The following is an 18,607-nucleotide window of genomic DNA, read 5'->3' on the forward strand; positions in this document are numbered from 1 at the left end:
CCGCTGTTCCGCAGCATCGTGAAAACGATGGCGTTGGGGACGTCGCACTGAGCGGCAGTCATGACGTCGGGGCGAGGTGCGCCGCGTTCAGGGCTGCGGAAGGCGCCGGACAACCTGATGGACACGACGCGCCAGTATCAACCGGACGAACTGACGATTCGCGGCTCGCGCGACGTGCAGGTCGCCGCCCGGCACCGCGAGCGCTTCGTCGCGCAGTGGGCACGCCATTACGCGCTGATGCGGCGGGCGTGGCCCGCACTCACGATCGGCCGCTTCATCGCGGTGGTCGCCTGTGTCGACGTCGCGGATCTCTGGTCGTACCGGATGTTGCGCGACGACGATCTGGCGGCCGTGCTGCTCGTGCTGGCCGGCTTCCTGCGTGTGCCGGACGCGGCGGGCACCGATGCGCCGGGTCCCGACCCGCGCGCGCCGACGGTGCGCTGGGTGCGGTTCTGGTTCGACGCGAGCGTGCGCGACGTCGGCGATCTGTGGACGGCCGGCAGCGGTGCGCCAGCGCTGTTTCGCGTCGACTATCGCGAACCGCTCGTCACGCCGTATCCGACCGGCGCGCAGGTCCATGCGTGGCAGCCGGTCGACGACATGCGCGACGCGTGGGCGCAACGGATCGATGCGCAAGAGCCTGCCGTCGAAGCGGCCGATGGCGCGGCGTTCGCGCGTTTCCTGGCGCGCGCGCCGGCGCCGGGCACGCACCTGTGATGGCGGTCGTGAAGGCGCCATGGCGCCATTTCTGAAGGAGACGCACATGAAGATGCGACGAAGCGGAATCGCGACGATCGTCTGCCTGCTGCTGGCAGCCGGTGCGCACGCGCAGGGGGGACGCGCGGCGGCGAGTGCGGCCGTGCCCGCGCCGGCCAGTCCGGGCTCGGCCGCGAAGCCGGTGTGTGTCGATGCGGAAGTCGACGGCAAGCGCGCGCTGTCGTACGACTGCCTGAGCCAGCAACTGAAGCCGAAGGCCGACCCGCAGGCGGCGGCATCGCAAACGGATTCGGAGCGGCTGTCGAAGCAGCCGTCGAACCGGCTCGGCACGTTCAACCTGTCGACCGAGCGGAACCGTTTCGGCTCGAACTGGGGCCGGTCGGTGACGCCGCAGCGGCCCGATGCGCCGGTCGCGGTGCCGCCGAAGTAATGCACGCGGCCGAGCGTGGGGCGCAGGTATCGACGAGCCGGCTGCGTTCCGGTGCGAACTGACGAGGAGCAGCAACATGACGGCGGGCAAGCACACGAACCGGGCGGCGATGCTGCGAGCGATGGCCGGCGGGCTGGCATTGGCCTGCGCGTGCGGTTGTTCAACGGCAACGGCTGCCGAGCGGCCCGCGCAGCCGGGCGCCGCATCGGCAGCGCCAACGCCGACCGTCGCGCTGCCGAATTTCGCCGCGCTGGTGCGGCGTGTCGGCCCGGCCGTCGTCAACATCAGCGTCACGCGTGAAGTCACGCAACTGGGCATCCAGTTGCCGCCCGGCATCGCGCCCGATCATCCGCTCGCGCCGTTTCTGGCGCGGCGCGTGATCGGCAACCGCGAGGAAGTGAGCCTCGGCTCCGGCTTCATCGTCAGTGCGGATGGCGTGATCCTGACCAACCGGCACGTGGTCGGCGACGCCGTTGCGATCGACGTGAAGCTGACCGACAAGCGGCAGTTCAAGGGGCGCGTGATCGGCAGCGATCCGGTATCCGATGTCGCGGTGATCCGCATCGACGCGCACAACCTGCCGGTCGTCGCGACCGGCGACCCGGCGCGCACCGAAGTGGGCGACTGGGTGATGGCGATCGGTTCGCCGTACGGGTTCGCGAACACGGTCACGCAGGGCATCGTCAGCGCGAAATCCCGCTCGTTGCCCGGCGAGCGGGCGATCCCGTTCATCCAGACCGACGTGCCGATCAACCCCGGCAATTCCGGCGGCCCGCTGTTCGATCTCGGCGGCCGCGTGATCGCGATCAACTCGATGATTTTCTCGAAGACGGGCGGTTATCAGGGGCTCGCGTTCGCGATTCCGATCGATATCGCGCTCGACGTGAAGGACCAGTTGCTGCGGACCGGCAAGGTCACGCGCGGCCGGCTCGGCGTGGCCGTGCAGGAGGTGAGCCAGGCGCTCGCGCGGTCGTTCGGCCTCGCGAGCCCGGACGGCGCGTTGATCACCATGGTCGAGCCGGACGGCCCGGCCGCACACGCGGGCCTGCAGCCGGGCGACGTCGTGCTCGCGGTCGACGGCAAGCCGGTTGCCGAATCGGCGGACCTGCTCGGCACCGTGGCGGGCATGCGGGCCGGGCGGCAAGCCGACCTGCTGGTGTGGCGCGCAGGACGGGCGATGCACGTGAGCGCGACGGTTGGCGCATTCGACAGCGGCACGGCGTCGGCCGGTGGCGAGCAAGGACCCGCGCGGTTCGGGCTCGCGCTGCGCGCGGCGACCGAGCAGGAGCGGCATCGGCTCGGTGTCGGCCAGGCGCTCGTCGTCGAGCAGGCGAGCGGGCAGGCCGCCCGCGCAGGGTTGCAGCCCGGCGATATCGTGCTGTCGGTCAACGGCACGTCGGTCGCGAGCATCGGCGCGCTGATGACCGAGATCGACGCCGCGCACGGCAACGTCGCGCTGCTCGTCCAGCGTGGCGGCACGCGCTTGTATGTGCCGATCGAGATCGGTTGAGGGTCGCATGACACGACACGACGCAGCACGACGGCGAACCGTCGAAACGGGAGACGGGATGAAGCGAATGCAGGAGTGGGGCGCAGCGGGACGGCTGCGGGCGATCGTCGTCGCGTGGGCGCTGGCCGTGTGCGCCGTGCCGGCCGTCGCGCAGACGGCCGACGTGCCGCAGACGTGGATCCGCTACGGACAGCTCGCCGGGCAGCAGTTCCAGACCTGGCTCGAAGCCGACGGCGACGCGGCCGACCGTCTGCACCGCTATCTCGAGGCGCGTGTGCTGAACGCGCGTGCCGATGCGCCACCGCCCGCGATCGTCGTGCGCGCGTGGATCGGCATGAACGGCGCCGTCACGCGCGTCGAATTCGCGTCGCTCGGCGATCCCGACGCGGACGCGACGCTGCGGCAACTGCTCATGGCCGGCCCGCTGGCGGAACCGCCGCCGCCCGACATGCTGCAGCCGTTGCGCGTGCGCCTGCGGCTCGCGCCGAATCCCGATGCGGCGGCCGCCGCGCCGGCATCGGCGGCGCGCATGCCGTGATGCCCGGGGGGCGGGCGTCGACGTCGCGGGATATCGTAATAAGATATGAGGTTATTGCGTTGGCGGGACGATGACGCCTCGCTTCTTCAACAGGAGCCACCCATGCAACTGACCCCGTTGGGCGCGCATGTCGCCCAGTTCGGTTTCCCCGAGCGGCAGAGACACGTGCAGGCGCTGATCTCCGGCACGGCCGATATCAACACGTATGTTTCCGCCGGCGTCTGCTACGATGCCGCAGCCTATGTGCGGTACCTGATGCGGGCTGACGCGATGATCACGCCCAACACGCTGCTCGACACGATCGGTCAGCACTGGCGGCCGCGGTTCAACTTCGAGAACGGCGGCGAATGGGACGGGCACGCGCCCATTCAGGCCGGGACCGCGGTCGGCTTCTCGCGTGGCGGCACGGTCTTTCATGCGGCGATCGCCATCGGCGGCACCCGGATCCGCGCCGTAAACGGCGGGCTTCTCGGCAGCGGATGGCGGTATGCGGTCGACCTGGCAAGCGTGCTCGAACCGGACGCGGCCGGCGGCTTCAAGTACGACCGCACGAACATCCGGGTTCATCTGTCGCACCTGTAGCCTGCGGGCGTCTCGGCGGTCTCCGCGGTACAGGCCACGGTGGTCTCGATCAGTCGGTGGCTCGCCTCGCACACGGCCAGGCGGCGGCTGTCCCGCCGTCCGGCGATTTCCGCATGGCGTCGCGCTGCCCATCGCTGCTATCCTCTCGACCGTGAATGACTCTTCCGGGAGTCGTGGCGGCGCGTGCTGCATCGCGGCGAAGTGCGCGGGTGCAACTGCGTGCGCGCCGGGGCGGCATGACCGGCCGTCCGCGACGATCCATGACCTGTTTCGTGATTGATTTCCTCCCGTCCATGCCCACATGGCCAAGACAACGATGAGCAACGCACCCGACCAAGCCGCGCCCGGCGACGATGAATCGTCCGGCGGCGGTTCGTCCTATCTGGTGCCGGGGCTCGAACGCGGGCTGCGGATTCTCGCCGAATTCTCCGCGCGCGAGCCCGTGCTCGGCGCGCCCGAGTTGTCGAAGCGCATCGGCATTCCGCGCACGACCACGTTCCGCCTGCTGCAGACGCTCGAAGCGCTCGGTTTCCTCGAGCGCGTGAACGGCGACCGTTATTTCCGGCTCGGCGTCGGCGTGCTGCGGCTCGGCTTCGAATACCTGAATTCGCTCGAACTGACCGATCTCGGTGCGCCCGTGCTCGAACGGCTGCGCGACACGACCGGCCTGTCGACGCACCTGCTGATCCGCGATCAGCGCGACGTCGTGTTCGTCGCGAAGGCACAGAGCAACGCGTCGATGTTCGGTTCGGTGAAGGTGCATGTCGGCACGCGCCTGCCCGCGCACGCAACCGTGCACGGCCACGTATTGATGGGCGACCTGACGCGCGACGCGCTGCGCCAGCTCTATCCGGAAAAGCGCCTCGAGCAGTTCACCGAGCGCACGCCGGGCACCGTCGACGAGTTGTACGAACGCGTGCGCCATTACGCGCGGCTCGGCTACGCGGTCAGCGAGGCGGCATTCGAGAGCGGCATTTCGGCCGTCACCGCGCCTGTGCGCGATCATTCGGGCTCGATCGTCGCGGCGATCACGGCGACGGTGCCGCGCTCGGAGATCGGCGAGGCCGGCGAGAAGGAACGGCTCGTCGAAGCCGTGTGCGGCGCGGCGGTCGACCTGTCGCAGCGGCTGAACTATCGTCCGCTCGAAAGCGACCCGACGTTCGCACACGCGCGCCACAAGGTCGCGATGTTCTGAGTGTTCCGATGTGCGGCCGGCGGCCGTGCCCGTGCAATGCGCGAAAGACAAAAGCGGCCCGCGGGCCGCTTTTGTCGTTTCAGGCGGCGAAGCGCCTGCCACCGTTCGTTCAGAACGAGTGGTGGATCCCGGTGAGCACGATCACCTGGTTCGCGGTGCTCGACACGCCTGCCGTGAAGAACGCGGCCTGTGCGCCGCCCGAACCGTGCTCATACAACACGTTCGCATACAGCTGCGTGCGCTTCGACAGCGAATAGATGTCGCCGAGCTCGACCTGCGTCCAGCGGCGGCCGGCCAGCGTCGTGGTCGCCGCGCCGCCCGCGATCGTGTTGAACGCGCTGCTGCGGTAGTTCACGCCCGCGTCGTAGCTCTGGAACGTATCCGAAAAGCCGTTCGACTGCATCTTCGTGCGCGTGTACAGGCCATGCACGAGGAAGTCGCCGAACTGGTAGGACGCGCCCGCGCCGATGTTTTCCACCTTGCTCGCGGTATAGCCGGTCGCGGTGTTCTGCCCCTGGAACGACGTGATGCCGGTCGTGCTGATCAGGATCGCGCGGTCGTGCTCGTTCGAGTACACGGCCGACGCCTTGAACGGCCCGTTCGCGTAGTTCAGCGCGACGCCGACCGACTTGCCGGTCGAGAAGTTCGTCGTGTTGCCGAGCGCCATCGTCGCGGCGGCCGAGAAGCCCGCGAAGGTCGGCGAGCGGTACTTGACCGAGTTGTTGTACGGCACGTTGCCGGTCGCGGCGAGCCCGTCGATGTTGCCGGGGTGGAACGCGTACCAGCTCATCGCGAGGTAGGCCGTGCTGAGCGGATCGAGATAATCGAACGACAGCGGCGTCTGGCGGCCGAGCGTCAGCGTGCCGTAGCGTTCCGAGCTGAGGCCCACGAACGCCGCGCGGTTCCAGATCGTGTTCGCGGTCGCGAACTGGCCGTTGTTCGTATAGAAGCCGTTTTCGAGCTGGAAGATCGCGGACAGGCCGTCGCCGAGGTCTTCCTTGCCTTTCAGGCCCCACCGATCGGGCTGCGTATTGCCCTGGATCATCGCCCACTTCGCATGGCCGCCGACGTTGTTCACGTACGCGACACCCGCATCCATGCTGCCGTACAGCATCACGCTGCTCTGCGCCCACGCGCCCGACGCGGCGCCCAATCCGATCACTGCTGCTGCTACCGCATGCTTGACCATTTGATCTCCTGAATCTCCAACCTGATGAAAACGTGCCGTGGCGGCATGCGCAGGAACGGCCGGCCGTCGCGCGTTTTCGCCATCGGGCGGGCATCTTCATGTTCCATATAAGGAACGATGTGCCTCTGATGGAATGGAGTATAGAGGCGTCACGCACCGGATCAAAAATAATTTTTTCGGGACGGATGGGTTTCAGACCGATGCCCGGCGTCGGTGCGCGAAGCTCGCGTAAACCCGGTAAATCCCCGTCACATAACAAAAAATTTCATTTAATGAGATGGATGGACGTGATCGCCAACCCGACGGTCAGTGTTTTCCCTAGGGCATACACCTTTTTGTTTTACTCGTGGAAAGTCGCTCCTATAATCACCATCCATAAACTGCTGTTCCGGGTATGGAACAAATCGGAACCAACCGAGAGTCGATCAGAAGGAAGGGTGTGAGATGTCTGAACAATGGGTTTGCGCCGGACACGCCGGCGCGCTGTCGGAAGACACGCCGATCGAGTTCAAGCGGACCGACGGCGTCGAGATCGGGATCTATCGCGTCGGCGATGAGGTGTACGCGCTCGAGAACGTGTGCCCGCATGCGTACGCGCTGCTGACGCAGGGGTTCGTCGACGAAGGCACGGTCGAATGCCCGTTGCACGAGGCCGTGTTCGACATCAAGACGGGCGAATGCCTGAAGGGTCCGGGCGGACGCGCACTGAAGCAGTACGCGGTGCGTCTCGCCGGCGAGGAAATCCAGATCAAGGTGGAATGACATGAAAGAAGCGACCGTCAACTTCAATCCCTTCCTGAAGCCGTGGGTGGCGCCGCAGCCGAACAACGTCGCGGGCAAGGGGCAGATCGAGATCCCCGGCCAGGTCGAGAACCAGGTCTGGCAGAACCGCAAGGCCGCACCGACCCAGTACGAAAACGACCTCGGCGATGCGCTCGAACGCGTGTTCGAAGCCGGCGCGATCGAGCTGGACGATGTCGTCGCGGGCCTGAACCGCATCGGCTTCCGCGCGCCGGACGGCACGGCGTGGACCGCCGAGCGCTTCCGCGCCGAAATGGCCGCGCTGGCGGAATGAGCGCTTGAGCGCCGATCGCCGACCCGACGACAACCGCATCCGGAGCACACTGATGACGTCCCCCGAACAACACGCAGCACAACACGACCCGGTCCGTGCCTATCTCGACCGCGGCATCAAGAACTACTGGTATCCCGTCGCGCCGAGCTGGCAGGTGTCGAATGCGCCCGTCGGCCTCACGCGCCTGTCCGAGCAGATCGTGCTGTGGCGCGATCACGACGGCAAGGTTCACGCGCTCGAAGATCGCTGCCCGCACCGCGGCGCGCGCCTGTCGCTCGGCTGGAACCTCGGCGGCAACATCGCCTGCTGGTATCACGGCATCGAAGTCGACGGCGGCGGCACCGTGAACCGCGTGCCGGCCGTGTCGAACTGTCCGCTCGAAGGCACGAAGTGCGTGAAGTCGTATCCGGTCGAAGAGAAGGCCGGCGCGATCTTCCTGTGGTTCGGCGATGAAGCGCACGGCGAGCCGGCGCCGCTGAACCTGCCCGAGGAACTGGTCGACGACGAATACGGCCACTTCCTGTGCGTGTCGAACTGGAAGTGCAATTACCAGTACGCGATCGACAACGTGATGGACCCGATGCACGGCGCGTACCTGCACGCCACCTCGCACTCGATGGCCGAAGGCGACAAGCAGGCCGACATGCGCGTGCGCAAGACGGAAACGGGGCTGATGTTCGAGAAGATCGGCCAGCGCGACGTGAACTTCGACTGGGTCGAGCTCGGCGAAACGGGCTGCCTGTGGATGCGCCTCGCGATTCCGTACAAGCAGAAGTTCGGCCCGGGCGGCAACTTCGGGATCATCGGCTTCGCGACGCCGGTCGACGGCGACAACTGCCAGGTCTACTTCTGGCGCACCCGCAAGGTCAGCGGCTGGCAGCGCGACGTGTGGCGCTTCATGTACCGCAACCGCCTCGAGGGCCTGCACTGGGATGTGCTCGAGCAGGACCGCTACGTCCTCGAAAGCCTCGCGCCGAATGCGCGCGATCACGAATACCTGTACCAGCACGATGTCGGCATGACGCGCGTGCGCCGGATGCTGCGCACGCGTGCGCAGGAGCATCTTTCCGCGCTCGACGCGCATCGCGCGGCGCAGGCGCAGGCCGCATCGGAGCCGGCAAATGGCTGAGCGCGCTCCGGTCGTGTCGCTCGCGGGGCGCCGCGTGCTCGTCACGGGCGGCGCGCGCGGGCTCGGCGCGGCGTTCGTGACGGCGCTCGTCGAAGCGGGCGCGCAGGTCGCGTTCGGCGACGTGCTGGCCGACGAAGGCCGCGTACTTGCCGCGCAACTCGCCGAAGCCGGCCATGTCGCGCATTTCTTCGCACTCGATCTCGCCGATCCGGCGAGCGTCGATGCGTTCGTCGCGCAGGGCGCGGCGGCGCTCGGCGGCATCGACGCGCTGATCAACAACGCGGCGATCACGAACTCGGGCGGCAAGCTGTCGACGGAGCTCGATGTGTCGACGTGGGACGCCGTGATGAACGTGAACGTGCGCGGCGTGTGGCTCGTCAGCAATGCGGCGCTGCCGCACCTCGCGCAGTCGGGCCGCGGCGCGATCGTGAACCTCGCGTCGGACACCGCGCTGTGGGGCGCGCCGAAGCTGCTCGCGTACGTCGCGAGCAAGGGTGCGGTGATCGCGATGACGCATGCGCAGGCGCGCGAGTTCGGCGCGCACGGCGTGACGGTCAACGCGATCGCGCCGGGGCTCACCGAAGTCGAGGCGACGGCCTACGTGCCGGCCGAGCGCCACGCGTTCTACATGCAGGGCCGCGCGCTGACACGCGCGCAGGTGCCCGACGACGTGACGGGCCCCGTGCTGTTCCTGCTGTCGGACGGCGCGCGCTTCGTGACGGGTCAATTGCTGCCGGTGAACGGCGGCTTCGTGATGAATTGATTGAATTGAAGTTTTCACTCTGATGAAGGAGAGGACGATGGCGGACGCCGATCTCGAACGCAAGTCGTGGGACCAGCCGGAAGGCGCAAGCTTCAACGACTGGATGGAAGGGCGCGTGGCGCGCTACGCGACCCGTCGCTACGACTGGGACGCACTGAAGTTCCAGGCCGACTACGACCCGAAGTACCGCCGCGCGCAGATGCGCTACGTCGGCACGGGCGGCACGGGCGTCGCGAAGGACGTCAACACGGTGCCGGCCGGCGGCTTCACGTTTTCGACGATGGTCATCCCGGCCGGCAACATCGGCCCGAGCCACATCCACATGGACGTCGAGGAAATCTTCTTCGTGCTGCGCGGCAAGATGAAGGTGATCTGCGAGCGTGACGGCGAGACGTGGGAAGCGATCCTCGGCGAGCGCGACCTGATCTCGGTGCCGCCCGGCGTGTATCGCACGGAAATCAACATCGGCGAGGAAGACGCGCTGATGTGCGTGATGCTCGGTTCGCCGAAGCCGATCACGCCGACGTATCCGCCCGATTCGCCGCTCGCGAAGATCAAGCGCTGAGACGGAGCGGGTGAAGCAATGAGTGTCATCGACAAACGTGAACGCGACCGCACCGCGGCGTTCGCCGCGCTGCTCGGGCAGTTTCCCGAACAGCGTTGCGCGGCCGGCGCGGCGGGCACGATCGGTTATCGCGAGGCCGGCGAGCAGCATGCGGGCCGTGCGCTGCCCGTCGTGCTGCTGCACGGCATCGGCTCGGGCGCCGCATCGTGGGTCCGCCAGCTCGACACGCTCGGCGCATCGCGGCGCGTGCTCGCGTGGGATGCGCCCGGTTATGGCGTGTCGACGCCGGTGCACGGCGCGTCGCCGGCCGCCACCGATTACGCGGCATCGCTGAACGCGTGGCTCGAGGCACTCGGCATCGAACGCTGCGTGCTGGTCGGTCATTCGCTCGGCGCGATCATCGCGGGCGGTCTCGCCCGCGTGATGCCCGCGCGGATCGCCGGCCTGCTGCTGGTGTCGCCCGCGGGCGGCTATGGCAGCGCACCGGCCGAAACCCGCGAATCGCGCCGTGACGCGCGGCTCACGATGCTTGCCGAACTCGGCCCGGCCGGACTCGCCGAGCAGCGCAGCGGCAACATGCTGTCCGGTTTCGCGAACGAGGATGCGCGTGCGTGGGTGCGCTGGAACATGGCGCGCATCGTGCCGGCCGGCTACGCGCAGGCCACGCATCTGCTCGCGAACGCCGATCTCGCGACCGATCTCGCCGGCTTTCGCGGCCGCACGGCCGTGGCCGTCGGCGCGAACGACGCGATCACGCCGCCCGCCGCGTGCGAGCGGATTGCCGCGGCCGCGCACGTCGGGCTGCAGGTGATTCCGCAAGCAGGCCATGCCGGCTACGTGGAAGCGCCGGCCGTTTATTCCGCACTGATCGACACGTTCTGCCGTCAGTGCGACCAACAGCGGGGACTGGCATGAACGAACCGCTACAACAACCCGAACTCGAAAACGGGAAAGCCGAAGCCAGCTACGTGGTGCCCGGCCTCGAACGCGGGCTGCGGATCCTCGCCGAATTCTCGCCGCGCGAGCCCGTGCTCGGCGCGCCCGAATTGTCGAAGCGGCTCGGCATTCCGCGCACGACGGTGTTCCGTCTGCTGCAGACGCTCGAATCGCTCGGCTTCCTCGAGCGCGCGGACAAGGATCGCAACTATAAGCTCGGCATCGCCGTGCTGCGGCTCGGCTTCGAATACCTGAGCTCGCTGGAGCTGACCGATCTGGGCCTGCCCGTGATCGAGAGCCTGCGCGACGCGACCGGCTTCACGACGCACATCGTGATCCGCGACGGCCGCGACGTGGTGTTCGTCGCGAAGGCGCAAAGCCAGGCGCCGGTGTTCAGCTCGATCCGCGTGAACGTCGGTACGCGCTTGCCTGCGCATGCGACGACGCACGGCCACGTGCTGATGGGCGACCTGTCGTTGAAGGAACTGCATGCGCTGTATCCGGAAGGCGCGCTGAACCGGATGACGAACGCGACGCCGGAAACGGTCGACGCGCTGTACGAAGTGATCCGCGAGGATGCGCTGCGCGGCTACGGCGTCAGCAATTCGTCGTTCGAGCGCGGCATCTCGGTGGTGACGGCGCCGGTGCGCAACGAGACGCAGAAGATCGTCGCGTGCATCACGGTGACGGTGCCGCGGCCGGAGATCGACGCGGCGCTGATCGCGGATGGTCTGATCGACAAGGTGCAGCGCGCGGCGGCGGAATTGTCGCGGCGGCTCAATTACCGCTCGGATGACGAGCACACGTTTCTGAAGGCTTTAGGACTGAAATGAGACCCCCACGCATGCTTCGCACGCTGCCCCCCGAGGGGGCGGTCAATCCTCTTGGGGCGGCCCGGCGAGGATTGACATGATTCAGATCGATCTGACCGGGCAGGTGGCGGTGGTGACGGGCGGTTCGTCCGGCATCGGCCTCGCGACCGCCGAACGGTTCCTGCAGGCGGGCGCGTCGGTCGCGATTTGCGGCCGCGACAGCGAGCGCCTGGCGCGCGCCGAAGCGATGCTCGGCGAGAAATACCCGGGTGCGCAAGTGCTCGCCGCGCGCTGCAACGTGCTCGATGAGCAGGATGTGGCGGCGTTCGCTCAAGCGGTTTCGACACGCTTCGGCCGTGCCGACATGCTGGTCAACAACGCCGGCCAGGGCCGCGTGTCGACCTTCGCCGACACGACCGACGACGCGTGGCGCGAAGAGCTCGAACTGAAGTATTTCAGCATCATCCGCCCGACCCGCGCGTTCCTGCCGCTGCTGCGCGACGCGCAGGCGCCGACGATCACCTGCGTGAACTCGCTGCTCGCGCTGCAGCCGGAGCCGCACATGGTCGCGACGTCGTCGGCGCGCGCGGGCGTGCTGAGCCTCGTGAAGTCGCTCGCGACCGAACTCGCGCCGCAGCGCATCCGCGTGAACTCGATCCTGATCGGCATCGTCGAGTCGGGCCAGTGGCGCCGCCGCTACGAAGCGCAGGCGCAGGCCGGCGAAAGCTGGGAAGACTGGACGGGCGCGATCGCCCGCACGAAGAACATTCCGCTGAACCGCTTCGGCAAGCCTGACGAGGCCGCCTGGGCACTCTTTTATCTCGCAACGCATCTGTCGTCGTACACGACGGGCAGCCATATCGACGTTTCTGGAGGCTTTGCACGCCATGTCTAAAAAAACCACGGTTGGCGAGCTGATTGCCGCCTTTCTCGAGCAGTGCGGCGTGAAGACCGCATTCGGTGTCATCTCGATCCACAACATGCCGATCCTCGACGCGATCAACTCGCGCGGCAACATCCGGTATGTCGGCGCACGCGGTGAAGCCGGCGCGTTGAACATGGCCGACGGCCTGGCCCGCGTGTCGGGCGGCCTCGGCGTCGCGTTCACGAGCACGGGCACGGCGGCGGGCAACGCGGCCGGCGCGATGGTCGAAGCGCTGACGGCCGGCACCGCGCTGCTGCACGTCACGGGGCAGATCGAGACGCCGTATCTCGACCAGGATCTCGCGTACATCCACGAAGCGCCGGACCAGCTGTCGATGCTGCATTCGATCTCGAAGGCCGCGTTCCGCGTGCGCACGGTCGAAACCGTGCTGCCGACGATCCGCGAAGCCGTGCGCATCGCGCAGACCGCGCCGACGGGCCCCGTGTCGGTCGAGATTCCGATCGACATCCAGGCTGCCGAAATCGAATGGCCGGAAGACCTCGCACCGGCACACGTCACGGTGCGCGAGCACGACACCGCACGCGTCGCGAAGCTCGCCGACGCACTGGCGGCCAAGCGCCGCCCGCTGCTGTGGCTCGGTGGCGGCGCGCGCCACGCACGCGAGGAAGTCGAACGCCTCGTGAAGCTCGGCTTCGGCGTCGTGACGAGCGTGCAGGGCCGCGGCGTGCTGCCCGAGGATCATCCGGCGACGCTCGGCGCGTTCAACGTGCACGCGTCCGTCGAGGCGTTCTACAAGACCTGCGATGCGCTCGTCGTCGTCGGCTCGCGCCTGCGCGGCAACGAGACGCTGAAGTACAAGCTCGCGCTGCCGCAGCCGCTGTTCCGCGTCGATGCCGACGCGCTCGCCGACAACCGCGGCTATCGCAACGAGTTGTTCGTGCACGGCGATTCGAAGCGCGTGCTGGCCGAGCTGGCCGACCGCCTCGAAGGCCGCCTGTCGGTCGATCCGCAATTCGCCGCCGACCTCGCGGCAGCGCGCGAGCAGGCGGTGGCCGACGTGTCGAAGGGCCTCGGGCCGTACAAGCAGCTCGTCGACACGCTGCAGGGCGCCGTCGGCCGCGACTACAACTGGGTGCGCGACGTGACGATCTCGAACAGCACGTGGGGCAACCGCCTGCTGAAGATCTTCGAGCCGCGCTCGGGCGTGCATGCGCTCGGCGGCGGCATCGGCCAGGGCATCCAGATGGGCATCGGCGCGGCGCTGGCGGATGCGGCTGCGAAGACGGTCTGCCTCGTCGGCGACGGCGGCCTGATGGTCAACGTCGGCGAGCTCGTCACGGCCGTGCAGGAAAACGCGAACGTGATGATCGTGCTGATGAACGACCAGTGCTACGGCGTGATCCGCAACATCCAGGACGCGCACTACGGTGGCCGCCGCTGCTTCGTGCAACTGCACCAGCCCGATTTCGCGCAGTTCTGCGCGAGCTTCGGCCTCACGCACTACCGGATCACGTCGCTCGACCAGGCGGAAGCGATCGTGCGCGAAGGGATGGCGAAGGAAGGGCCGGTGATGGTCGAGGTCGACATGCTGTCGGTCGGCTCGTTCGCGTCGAACTTCGCGGGCCCGCCGGTGAAGAAGGAAGAGCCGTCGGAGCGCCAGTATGCGTAACGGCCACGCACCCGTCGACGTCGCGATGATCGGCTTCGGTGCGATCGGCGCGGCCGTGTACCACGCGGTCGAGCACGATGCGTCACTGCGCATCGCGCACGTGATCGTGCCGGAACACCAGCGCGCGGCGGTGCAGGGCGTGCTGGGCGGCGCGGTGGAGGTCGTGTCGTCAGTCGACGCACTGGCCCGCCGCCCCGAGTTCGCGCTCGAATGCGCGGGCCACAGCGCGCTCGTCGATCACGTCGTGCCGCTGTTGAAGGCCGGCACCGACTGCGCGGTCGCTTCGATCGGCGCGCTGTCCGATCTCGCGCTGCTCGACGTGCTCGCGCAGGCGGCCGACGAAGGCGATGCGACGGTCACGCTGCTGTCCGGCGCGATCGGCGGGATCGACGCGCTGGCGTCCGCGCAGCAGGGCGGCCTCGACGAAGTGCTGTACGTGGGCCGCAAGCCGCCGCTCGGCTGGCTCGGCACGCCTGCCGAGGAACTGTGCGACCTGCGTGCGATGACCGCGGAAAAGGTGATCTTCGAAGGCAGCGCGCGCGACGCCGCGCGCCTGTATCCGAAGAACGCGAACGTCGCGGCCACCGTCGCGCTCGCGGGCCTCGGGCTCGACGCGACGCACGTGCGCCTGATTGCCGATCCGGCCGTCGAGCGCAACGTGCACCGCATCACCGCGCGTGGCGCATTCGGCGAGATGTCGCTGGAAATGAGCGGCAAGCCGCTGCCCGACAACCCGAAGACGTCCGCGCTGACGGCGTACAGCGCGATCCGCGCGCTGCGCAACCGCGCGGCCCGCTGCGTGATCTGACCGGGCCATTGAATGTCCGCCCGCGCCACGGCGAGGGCGGACGTGCAGAGACAGATTTGTGGGACTTGTGACATGACTCCTTTCGATACGAGCCTCGTACCCGACGGCAACATCCTGATCGGCGGCGAATGGCGGCGCGGCCGTGGCGCGCCTTACGCGAGCATCTATCCGGCCGACCAGTCGCTGAACATGGAAGTGTCGACCGCGAACGCGGAAGACGCGGCCGAAGCTGTCGTCGCCGCCGATGCCGCGTGGCGCCGCGCCGACTGGGCCGGGCTGAAGCCGCACCTGCGTGCGCAGGTGCTGTACCGCATCGCCGACCTGATCATGCAGCGCCACGAGGCGCTCGCGAACCTGCAGCGCCGCGACAACGGCAAGCCGATCAGCGAGACGCGCGTGCTGGTGGCCAGCGCCGCGAACACGTTCCGCTATTTCGCGGCGTGCCTCGAAACGCTCGACGAGGAACTGACGCCGTCGCGCGGCGATTACCTGACGATGAGCGTGTACGAGCCGATCGGCGTGATCGCGGCGATCACGCCGTGGAATTCGCCGATCGCGTCCGATGCGCAGAAGCTTGCGCCGGCACTGGCGGGCGGCAACGCGGTCGTGCTCAAGCCGGCCGAAGTCACGCCGCTCGTGTCGCTCGCGCTGGCTCGGATCTGCGAGGAGGCCGGCGTGCCGAAGGGCGTGCTGAGCGTGTTGCCGGGCAAGGGCTCGGTGATCGGCGACGTGCTCGTGCGTCATCCGCTCGTGAAGAAGGTGTCGTTCACCGGCGGCACCGAAGTGGGCCGCGGCATCGCGCGCATCGCGGCCGAAAAGCTGATGCCGGTGTCGCTCGAACTCGGCGGCAAGTCGCCGACCATCGTCTGCGCCGACGCCGATCTCGATCACGCGGTCAACGGCGTGCTGTATGGCATTTTCAGCTCGTCAGGCGAAGCGTGCATCGCGGGTTCGCGGCTGTTCGTGCAGCGCGCGGTGTACGACGAATTCATGAAGCGCCTGGTCGCAGGCGCACGCAAGCTGCGCGTGGGCGACCCGACGCGTCCCGACACGCAGATGGGGCCGCTGATCACCGCGAAGCATCGCGAATCGGTGGAGCGCTACGTCGCGCTCGGTCTCGAAGAAGGCGGTCGCCTGCTGTGCGGTGGCGAACGGCCGTCGGGCGACGGGCGCGAGAACGGCTTCTTCTATCAGCCGACGATTCTCGAAGGCCTGCCGAACAGCGCGCGCATCTGCCAGGAAGAGATCTTCGGGCCCGTGCTCGTCGCGATGCCGTTCGACGACGAAGCGTCGCTGATCGCGCAGGCGAACGACAGCGTGTTCGGCCTGGCGGCCGGCATCTGGACGCGCGACTACAAGCGCGCGTGGCGCATCGCGCGTGCGCTGGAGACGGGCACCGTCTGGATCAACACGTACAAGCTGTTTTCTATTTCCACGCCGTTCTCGGGCTGGAAGGAGAGCGGGATGGGGCGCGAGAAGGGCCGCCTCGGCATCCGCGAGTACATGCAGCAAAAGAGCCTCTACTGGGGCTTGAACGACGCGCCGCTGCCGTGGGCGAACTGAGCGAAGGGGAATGACGCAATGAGCATTTTGGGAATCGAGCAGATCACGTACGGCGTCGACGACCTCGCGACCTGCCGGCGCTTTTTCGCCGACTGGGGGATGAAGGAAGTCTCGCACGACGACGCGCGCGCACGCTTCGAGACGCTGAACGGCTGCACCGTGCTGGCCGTCAAGGCCGACGATCCGGCGCTGCCGCCCGCGTTCGAAGCGGGCCCGACGCTGCGTGAAGTCACGTGGGGCGTCGCGACGCAGCAGGAACTCGACGCGCTGCGCACGAAACTGGCCGGCCAGCCCGGCTATTACGCGCAGGACGATGCGGTCGGCTGTATCGACCCGAACGGGATGGCGATCCGCATCGAAGTCACGCGCAAGCGTGAACTCGACATCACGGGCTCGCCGTCGAACGTGTGGGGCCAGACGCTGCGCGTCGACCAGCCGAGCCCGATCTATGCGCGCGCGGAACCGGTCGAGGTCGGGCACGTGGTGTTCTTCACGAACTGCCTCGACGCACAGGAAAAGTTCTATCACGAGCTGCTGGGCTTCGAGACGTCCGACCGTTACCCGGGCCGCGGCGCATTCATGCGCTGCGCGCCGCACGGCGGCCACCACGATCTGTTCCTGCTCGCGCTGCCGAACGGCAAACGCGGCCTGAACCATGTCGCGTTCACCGTGCGCGACATCCACGAAGTGTTCGGCGGCGGCATGCACATCGACCGCTGCGGCTGGGAAACGCAACTCGGCCCGGGCCGTCACCCGGTGTCGTCCGCGTACTTCTGGTACTTCCAGAACCCGGCCGGCGGCCTGATCGAGTACTACGCGGACGAAGACATGCTGACGCCCGAATGGCAGCCGCGCGAATTCGAGCCGGGACCGACCGTGTTCGCCGAATGGGCCGTCGACGGCGGCCTCGACGGCAACACGCGCCGGCAGAAGAACGCGAAGGCGCCGGAAGGCAAGTTCATGACGGAGCGCAAATCATGAGCGAAGGGAACGAACAGGCGCAAGCCGCGCCCGGCACGGTCGTCGTGATCGGCGGCGGCCAGGCCGCCGGCTGGGTGCTGAAGACGCTGCGCGCGGAAGGCTTTGCCGGCCGTCTCGTGATGATCGCGGACGAACCGCATCTGCCGTACGAGCGTCCGCCGCTGTCGAAGGCCGTGCTGGCCGGCGACGCCGACATCGACACCGTGCGCGTCGTGCGTCCCGACGAATTCGACGCGCTGAACGTCGAAGCATGGCAGCCGGAACGCGCCGCATCGATCGACCGTGCGCGCCGCGTCGTGACAACCGAAAGCGGCCGCGAGATCGAATACGACCGCCTCGTGATCGCGACCGGCGGCACGTCGCGCCGCCTGCCGGACGCGCTCGTGAAGACCCCGAACCTGCATTACCTGCGCACGCTCGACGAAGCGGCCGCGCTCGGCGAGAAGCTGCGCGCGAGCCAGCGCGTGCTCGTGATCGGCGGCGGCTGGATCGGCCTCGAAGTCGCGGCGACCGCGCGCAAGCTCGGCGTCGAGGCGGTCGTGGTCGAAGGCGCGCCGCGGCTGTGCGGTCGCTCGGTGCCGCAGATCGTGTCGGATTTCCTGCTCGACCTGCATCGTGCGAACGGCGTCGACGTGCGGCTCGGCGCGGCGCTCGCGTCGCTCGACGCGCAGCCCGACGACGCGTCGAAAGTACGCGCGACGCTGGCAGACGGCACGACGATCGACGCCGATTTCGCGGTGGCCGGCATCGGCCTCGCGCTGAACGCGTCGCTCGCGAGCGATGCGGGGCTGGCGATCGACGACGGCATCGTCGTCGACGAATTCGGCGCGACCAGCGACCCGGCGATCTTCGCGTGCGGCGACGTCGCGAACCATCACAACGGCTGGCTGAAGCGGCGCGTGCGGCTCGAATCGTGGGCCAACGCGCAGAACCAGGCGATCGCGGCGGCGAAGGCCGTGCTCGGCGTGCGTGCCCCGTACGCGGAGATCCCGTGGTTCTGGTCCGATCAGTACGACGTGAACCTGCAGATCCTCGGCGATCTGCCGGCCGATGCGCAGCTCGTCGTGCGCGGCGAGCTTGCCGCGCGCCGCGCGACGCTGTTTTTCGTGGGCGAAGGACATGTGAGAGGTGTCATCGCCGTCAACAACGCACGTGAGTTGAAGCTCGCGCGCAAGTGGATGAACCAGGGCCGGGCAGTGGATACGGAAGCCCTGGCAGACACGAGCAAGACACTGGCCTGACCGGGCGACGAGACACAG

General features: G+C 68.0%; 20 protein-coding genes. 19 read left to right on the plus strand and 1 reads right to left on the minus strand.

The window, feature by feature from the left end:
* Positions 1 to 117 precede the first annotated feature (117 nt).
* The 6 genes from G3N61_RS20625 (at position 118) to G3N61_RS20650 (ending at position 4,972) form a co-directional block, all read left to right on the plus strand.
* Positions 118 to 717, plus strand: coding sequence for a hypothetical protein (locus G3N61_RS20625; protein WP_241017834.1), 600 nt, complete (start codon positions 118 to 120; stop codon positions 715 to 717).
* A gap of 46 nt (positions 718 to 763) precedes the next feature.
* Complete coding sequence (locus G3N61_RS20630) at positions 764 to 1,147, plus strand: hypothetical protein (RefSeq protein WP_043177367.1); 384 nt, start codon at positions 764 to 766, stop codon at positions 1,145 to 1,147.
* Positions 1,148 to 1,223: 76 nt separating this feature from the next.
* Positions 1,224 to 2,657 (plus strand): Do family serine endopeptidase, encoded by a 1,434-nt coding sequence (locus tag G3N61_RS20635; protein ID WP_205823446.1) that lies wholly within the window; start codon positions 1,224 to 1,226, stop codon positions 2,655 to 2,657.
* 58 nt (positions 2,658 to 2,715) lie between these two features.
* Positions 2,716 to 3,195: a YbaB/EbfC family DNA-binding protein gene (locus G3N61_RS20640; protein ID WP_205823447.1), complete on the plus strand. Its 480-nt coding sequence runs from the start codon at positions 2,716 to 2,718 to the stop codon at positions 3,193 to 3,195.
* A gap of 102 nt (positions 3,196 to 3,297) precedes the next feature.
* Positions 3,298 to 3,777, plus strand: a complete 480-nt coding sequence (gene tecA, locus G3N61_RS20645) for a type 6 secretion system effector deamidase TecA (protein WP_043177360.1) — start codon at positions 3,298 to 3,300, stop codon at positions 3,775 to 3,777.
* A 301-nt stretch (positions 3,778 to 4,078) separates the two neighbouring features.
* Complete coding sequence (locus G3N61_RS20650; protein ID WP_043177359.1) at positions 4,079 to 4,972, plus strand: IclR family transcriptional regulator; 894 nt, start codon at positions 4,079 to 4,081, stop codon at positions 4,970 to 4,972.
* A 109-nt stretch (positions 4,973 to 5,081) separates the two neighbouring features.
* On the opposite strand, the gene G3N61_RS20655 is transcribed toward G3N61_RS20650, so the two are convergent.
* A complete protein-coding gene (locus tag G3N61_RS20655) occupies positions 5,082 to 6,161 on the minus strand; it encodes a porin (protein ID WP_043177357.1) in 1,080 nt (359 codons plus the stop codon).
* Between the two features lie 444 nt (positions 6,162 to 6,605).
* Between G3N61_RS20655 and G3N61_RS20660 the strand changes: the two genes are divergently transcribed.
* The 13 genes from G3N61_RS20660 (at position 6,606) to G3N61_RS20720 (ending at position 18,589) form a co-directional block, all read left to right on the plus strand.
* The gene (locus G3N61_RS20660) at positions 6,606 to 6,923 is read left to right on the plus strand and encodes a non-heme iron oxygenase ferredoxin subunit (protein WP_006758060.1); all 318 of its coding nucleotides are present in this window, start codon (positions 6,606 to 6,608) and stop codon (positions 6,921 to 6,923) included.
* Position 6,924: 1 nt separating this feature from the next.
* Positions 6,925 to 7,236, plus strand: a complete 312-nt coding sequence (locus tag G3N61_RS20665) for a recombinase-like helix-turn-helix domain-containing protein (RefSeq protein ID WP_043177351.1) — start codon at positions 6,925 to 6,927, stop codon at positions 7,234 to 7,236.
* A 52-nt stretch (positions 7,237 to 7,288) separates the two neighbouring features.
* Entirely contained in the window at positions 7,289 to 8,365 is a 1,077-nt protein-coding gene (locus G3N61_RS20670) for an aromatic ring-hydroxylating dioxygenase subunit alpha (RefSeq protein ID WP_089452518.1), read from the plus strand.
* On the plus strand, positions 8,358 to 9,128 hold the full coding sequence (locus G3N61_RS20675; protein WP_205823448.1) for an SDR family oxidoreductase: 771 nt from the start codon (positions 8,358 to 8,360) through the stop codon (positions 9,126 to 9,128). The genes G3N61_RS20670 and G3N61_RS20675 overlap by 8 nt, the downstream gene beginning before the upstream one ends.
* Before the next feature lie 37 nt (positions 9,129 to 9,165).
* Entirely contained in the window at positions 9,166 to 9,693 is a 528-nt protein-coding gene (locus G3N61_RS20680) for a cupin domain-containing protein (protein ID WP_043177345.1), read from the plus strand.
* 18 nt (positions 9,694 to 9,711) lie between these two features.
* Positions 9,712 to 10,608, plus strand: coding sequence for an alpha/beta fold hydrolase (locus G3N61_RS20685; protein ID WP_205823449.1), 897 nt, complete (start codon positions 9,712 to 9,714; stop codon positions 10,606 to 10,608).
* The gene (locus G3N61_RS20690; protein ID WP_205823450.1) at positions 10,605 to 11,462 is read left to right on the plus strand and encodes an IclR family transcriptional regulator; all 858 of its coding nucleotides are present in this window, start codon (positions 10,605 to 10,607) and stop codon (positions 11,460 to 11,462) included. The genes G3N61_RS20685 and G3N61_RS20690 overlap by 4 nt, the downstream gene beginning before the upstream one ends.
* Positions 11,463 to 11,538: 76 nt before the next feature.
* Positions 11,539 to 12,336 (plus strand): SDR family oxidoreductase, encoded by a 798-nt coding sequence (locus G3N61_RS20695; protein ID WP_205823451.1) that lies wholly within the window; start codon positions 11,539 to 11,541, stop codon positions 12,334 to 12,336.
* Positions 12,329 to 13,996, plus strand: a complete 1,668-nt coding sequence (locus tag G3N61_RS20700; protein WP_043177334.1) for a thiamine pyrophosphate-binding protein — start codon at positions 12,329 to 12,331, stop codon at positions 13,994 to 13,996. The genes G3N61_RS20695 and G3N61_RS20700 overlap by 8 nt, the downstream gene beginning before the upstream one ends.
* Positions 13,989 to 14,804: an aspartate dehydrogenase gene (locus G3N61_RS20705; protein ID WP_043177331.1), complete on the plus strand. Its 816-nt coding sequence runs from the start codon at positions 13,989 to 13,991 to the stop codon at positions 14,802 to 14,804. The genes G3N61_RS20700 and G3N61_RS20705 overlap by 8 nt, the downstream gene beginning before the upstream one ends.
* A 72-nt stretch (positions 14,805 to 14,876) precedes the next feature.
* Positions 14,877 to 16,367, plus strand: a complete 1,491-nt coding sequence (locus tag G3N61_RS20710; protein ID WP_205823452.1) for an aldehyde dehydrogenase — start codon at positions 14,877 to 14,879, stop codon at positions 16,365 to 16,367.
* 18 nt (positions 16,368 to 16,385) lie between these two features.
* Positions 16,386 to 17,348: a VOC family protein gene (locus tag G3N61_RS20715; RefSeq protein WP_089452525.1), complete on the plus strand. Its 963-nt coding sequence runs from the start codon at positions 16,386 to 16,388 to the stop codon at positions 17,346 to 17,348.
* Entirely contained in the window at positions 17,345 to 18,589 is a 1,245-nt protein-coding gene (locus G3N61_RS20720; RefSeq protein WP_205823453.1) for an FAD-dependent oxidoreductase, read from the plus strand. Before G3N61_RS20715 ends, G3N61_RS20720 begins: the two co-directional genes overlap by 4 nt.
* The last annotated feature ends 18 nt before the right edge of the window (positions 18,590 to 18,607 follow it).

Origin of the sequence: Burkholderia sp. Ac-20349 (assembly GCF_017104865.1) — a bacterium.
GTDB classification, from domain to species: domain Bacteria; phylum Pseudomonadota; class Gammaproteobacteria; order Burkholderiales; family Burkholderiaceae; genus Burkholderia; species Burkholderia aenigmatica.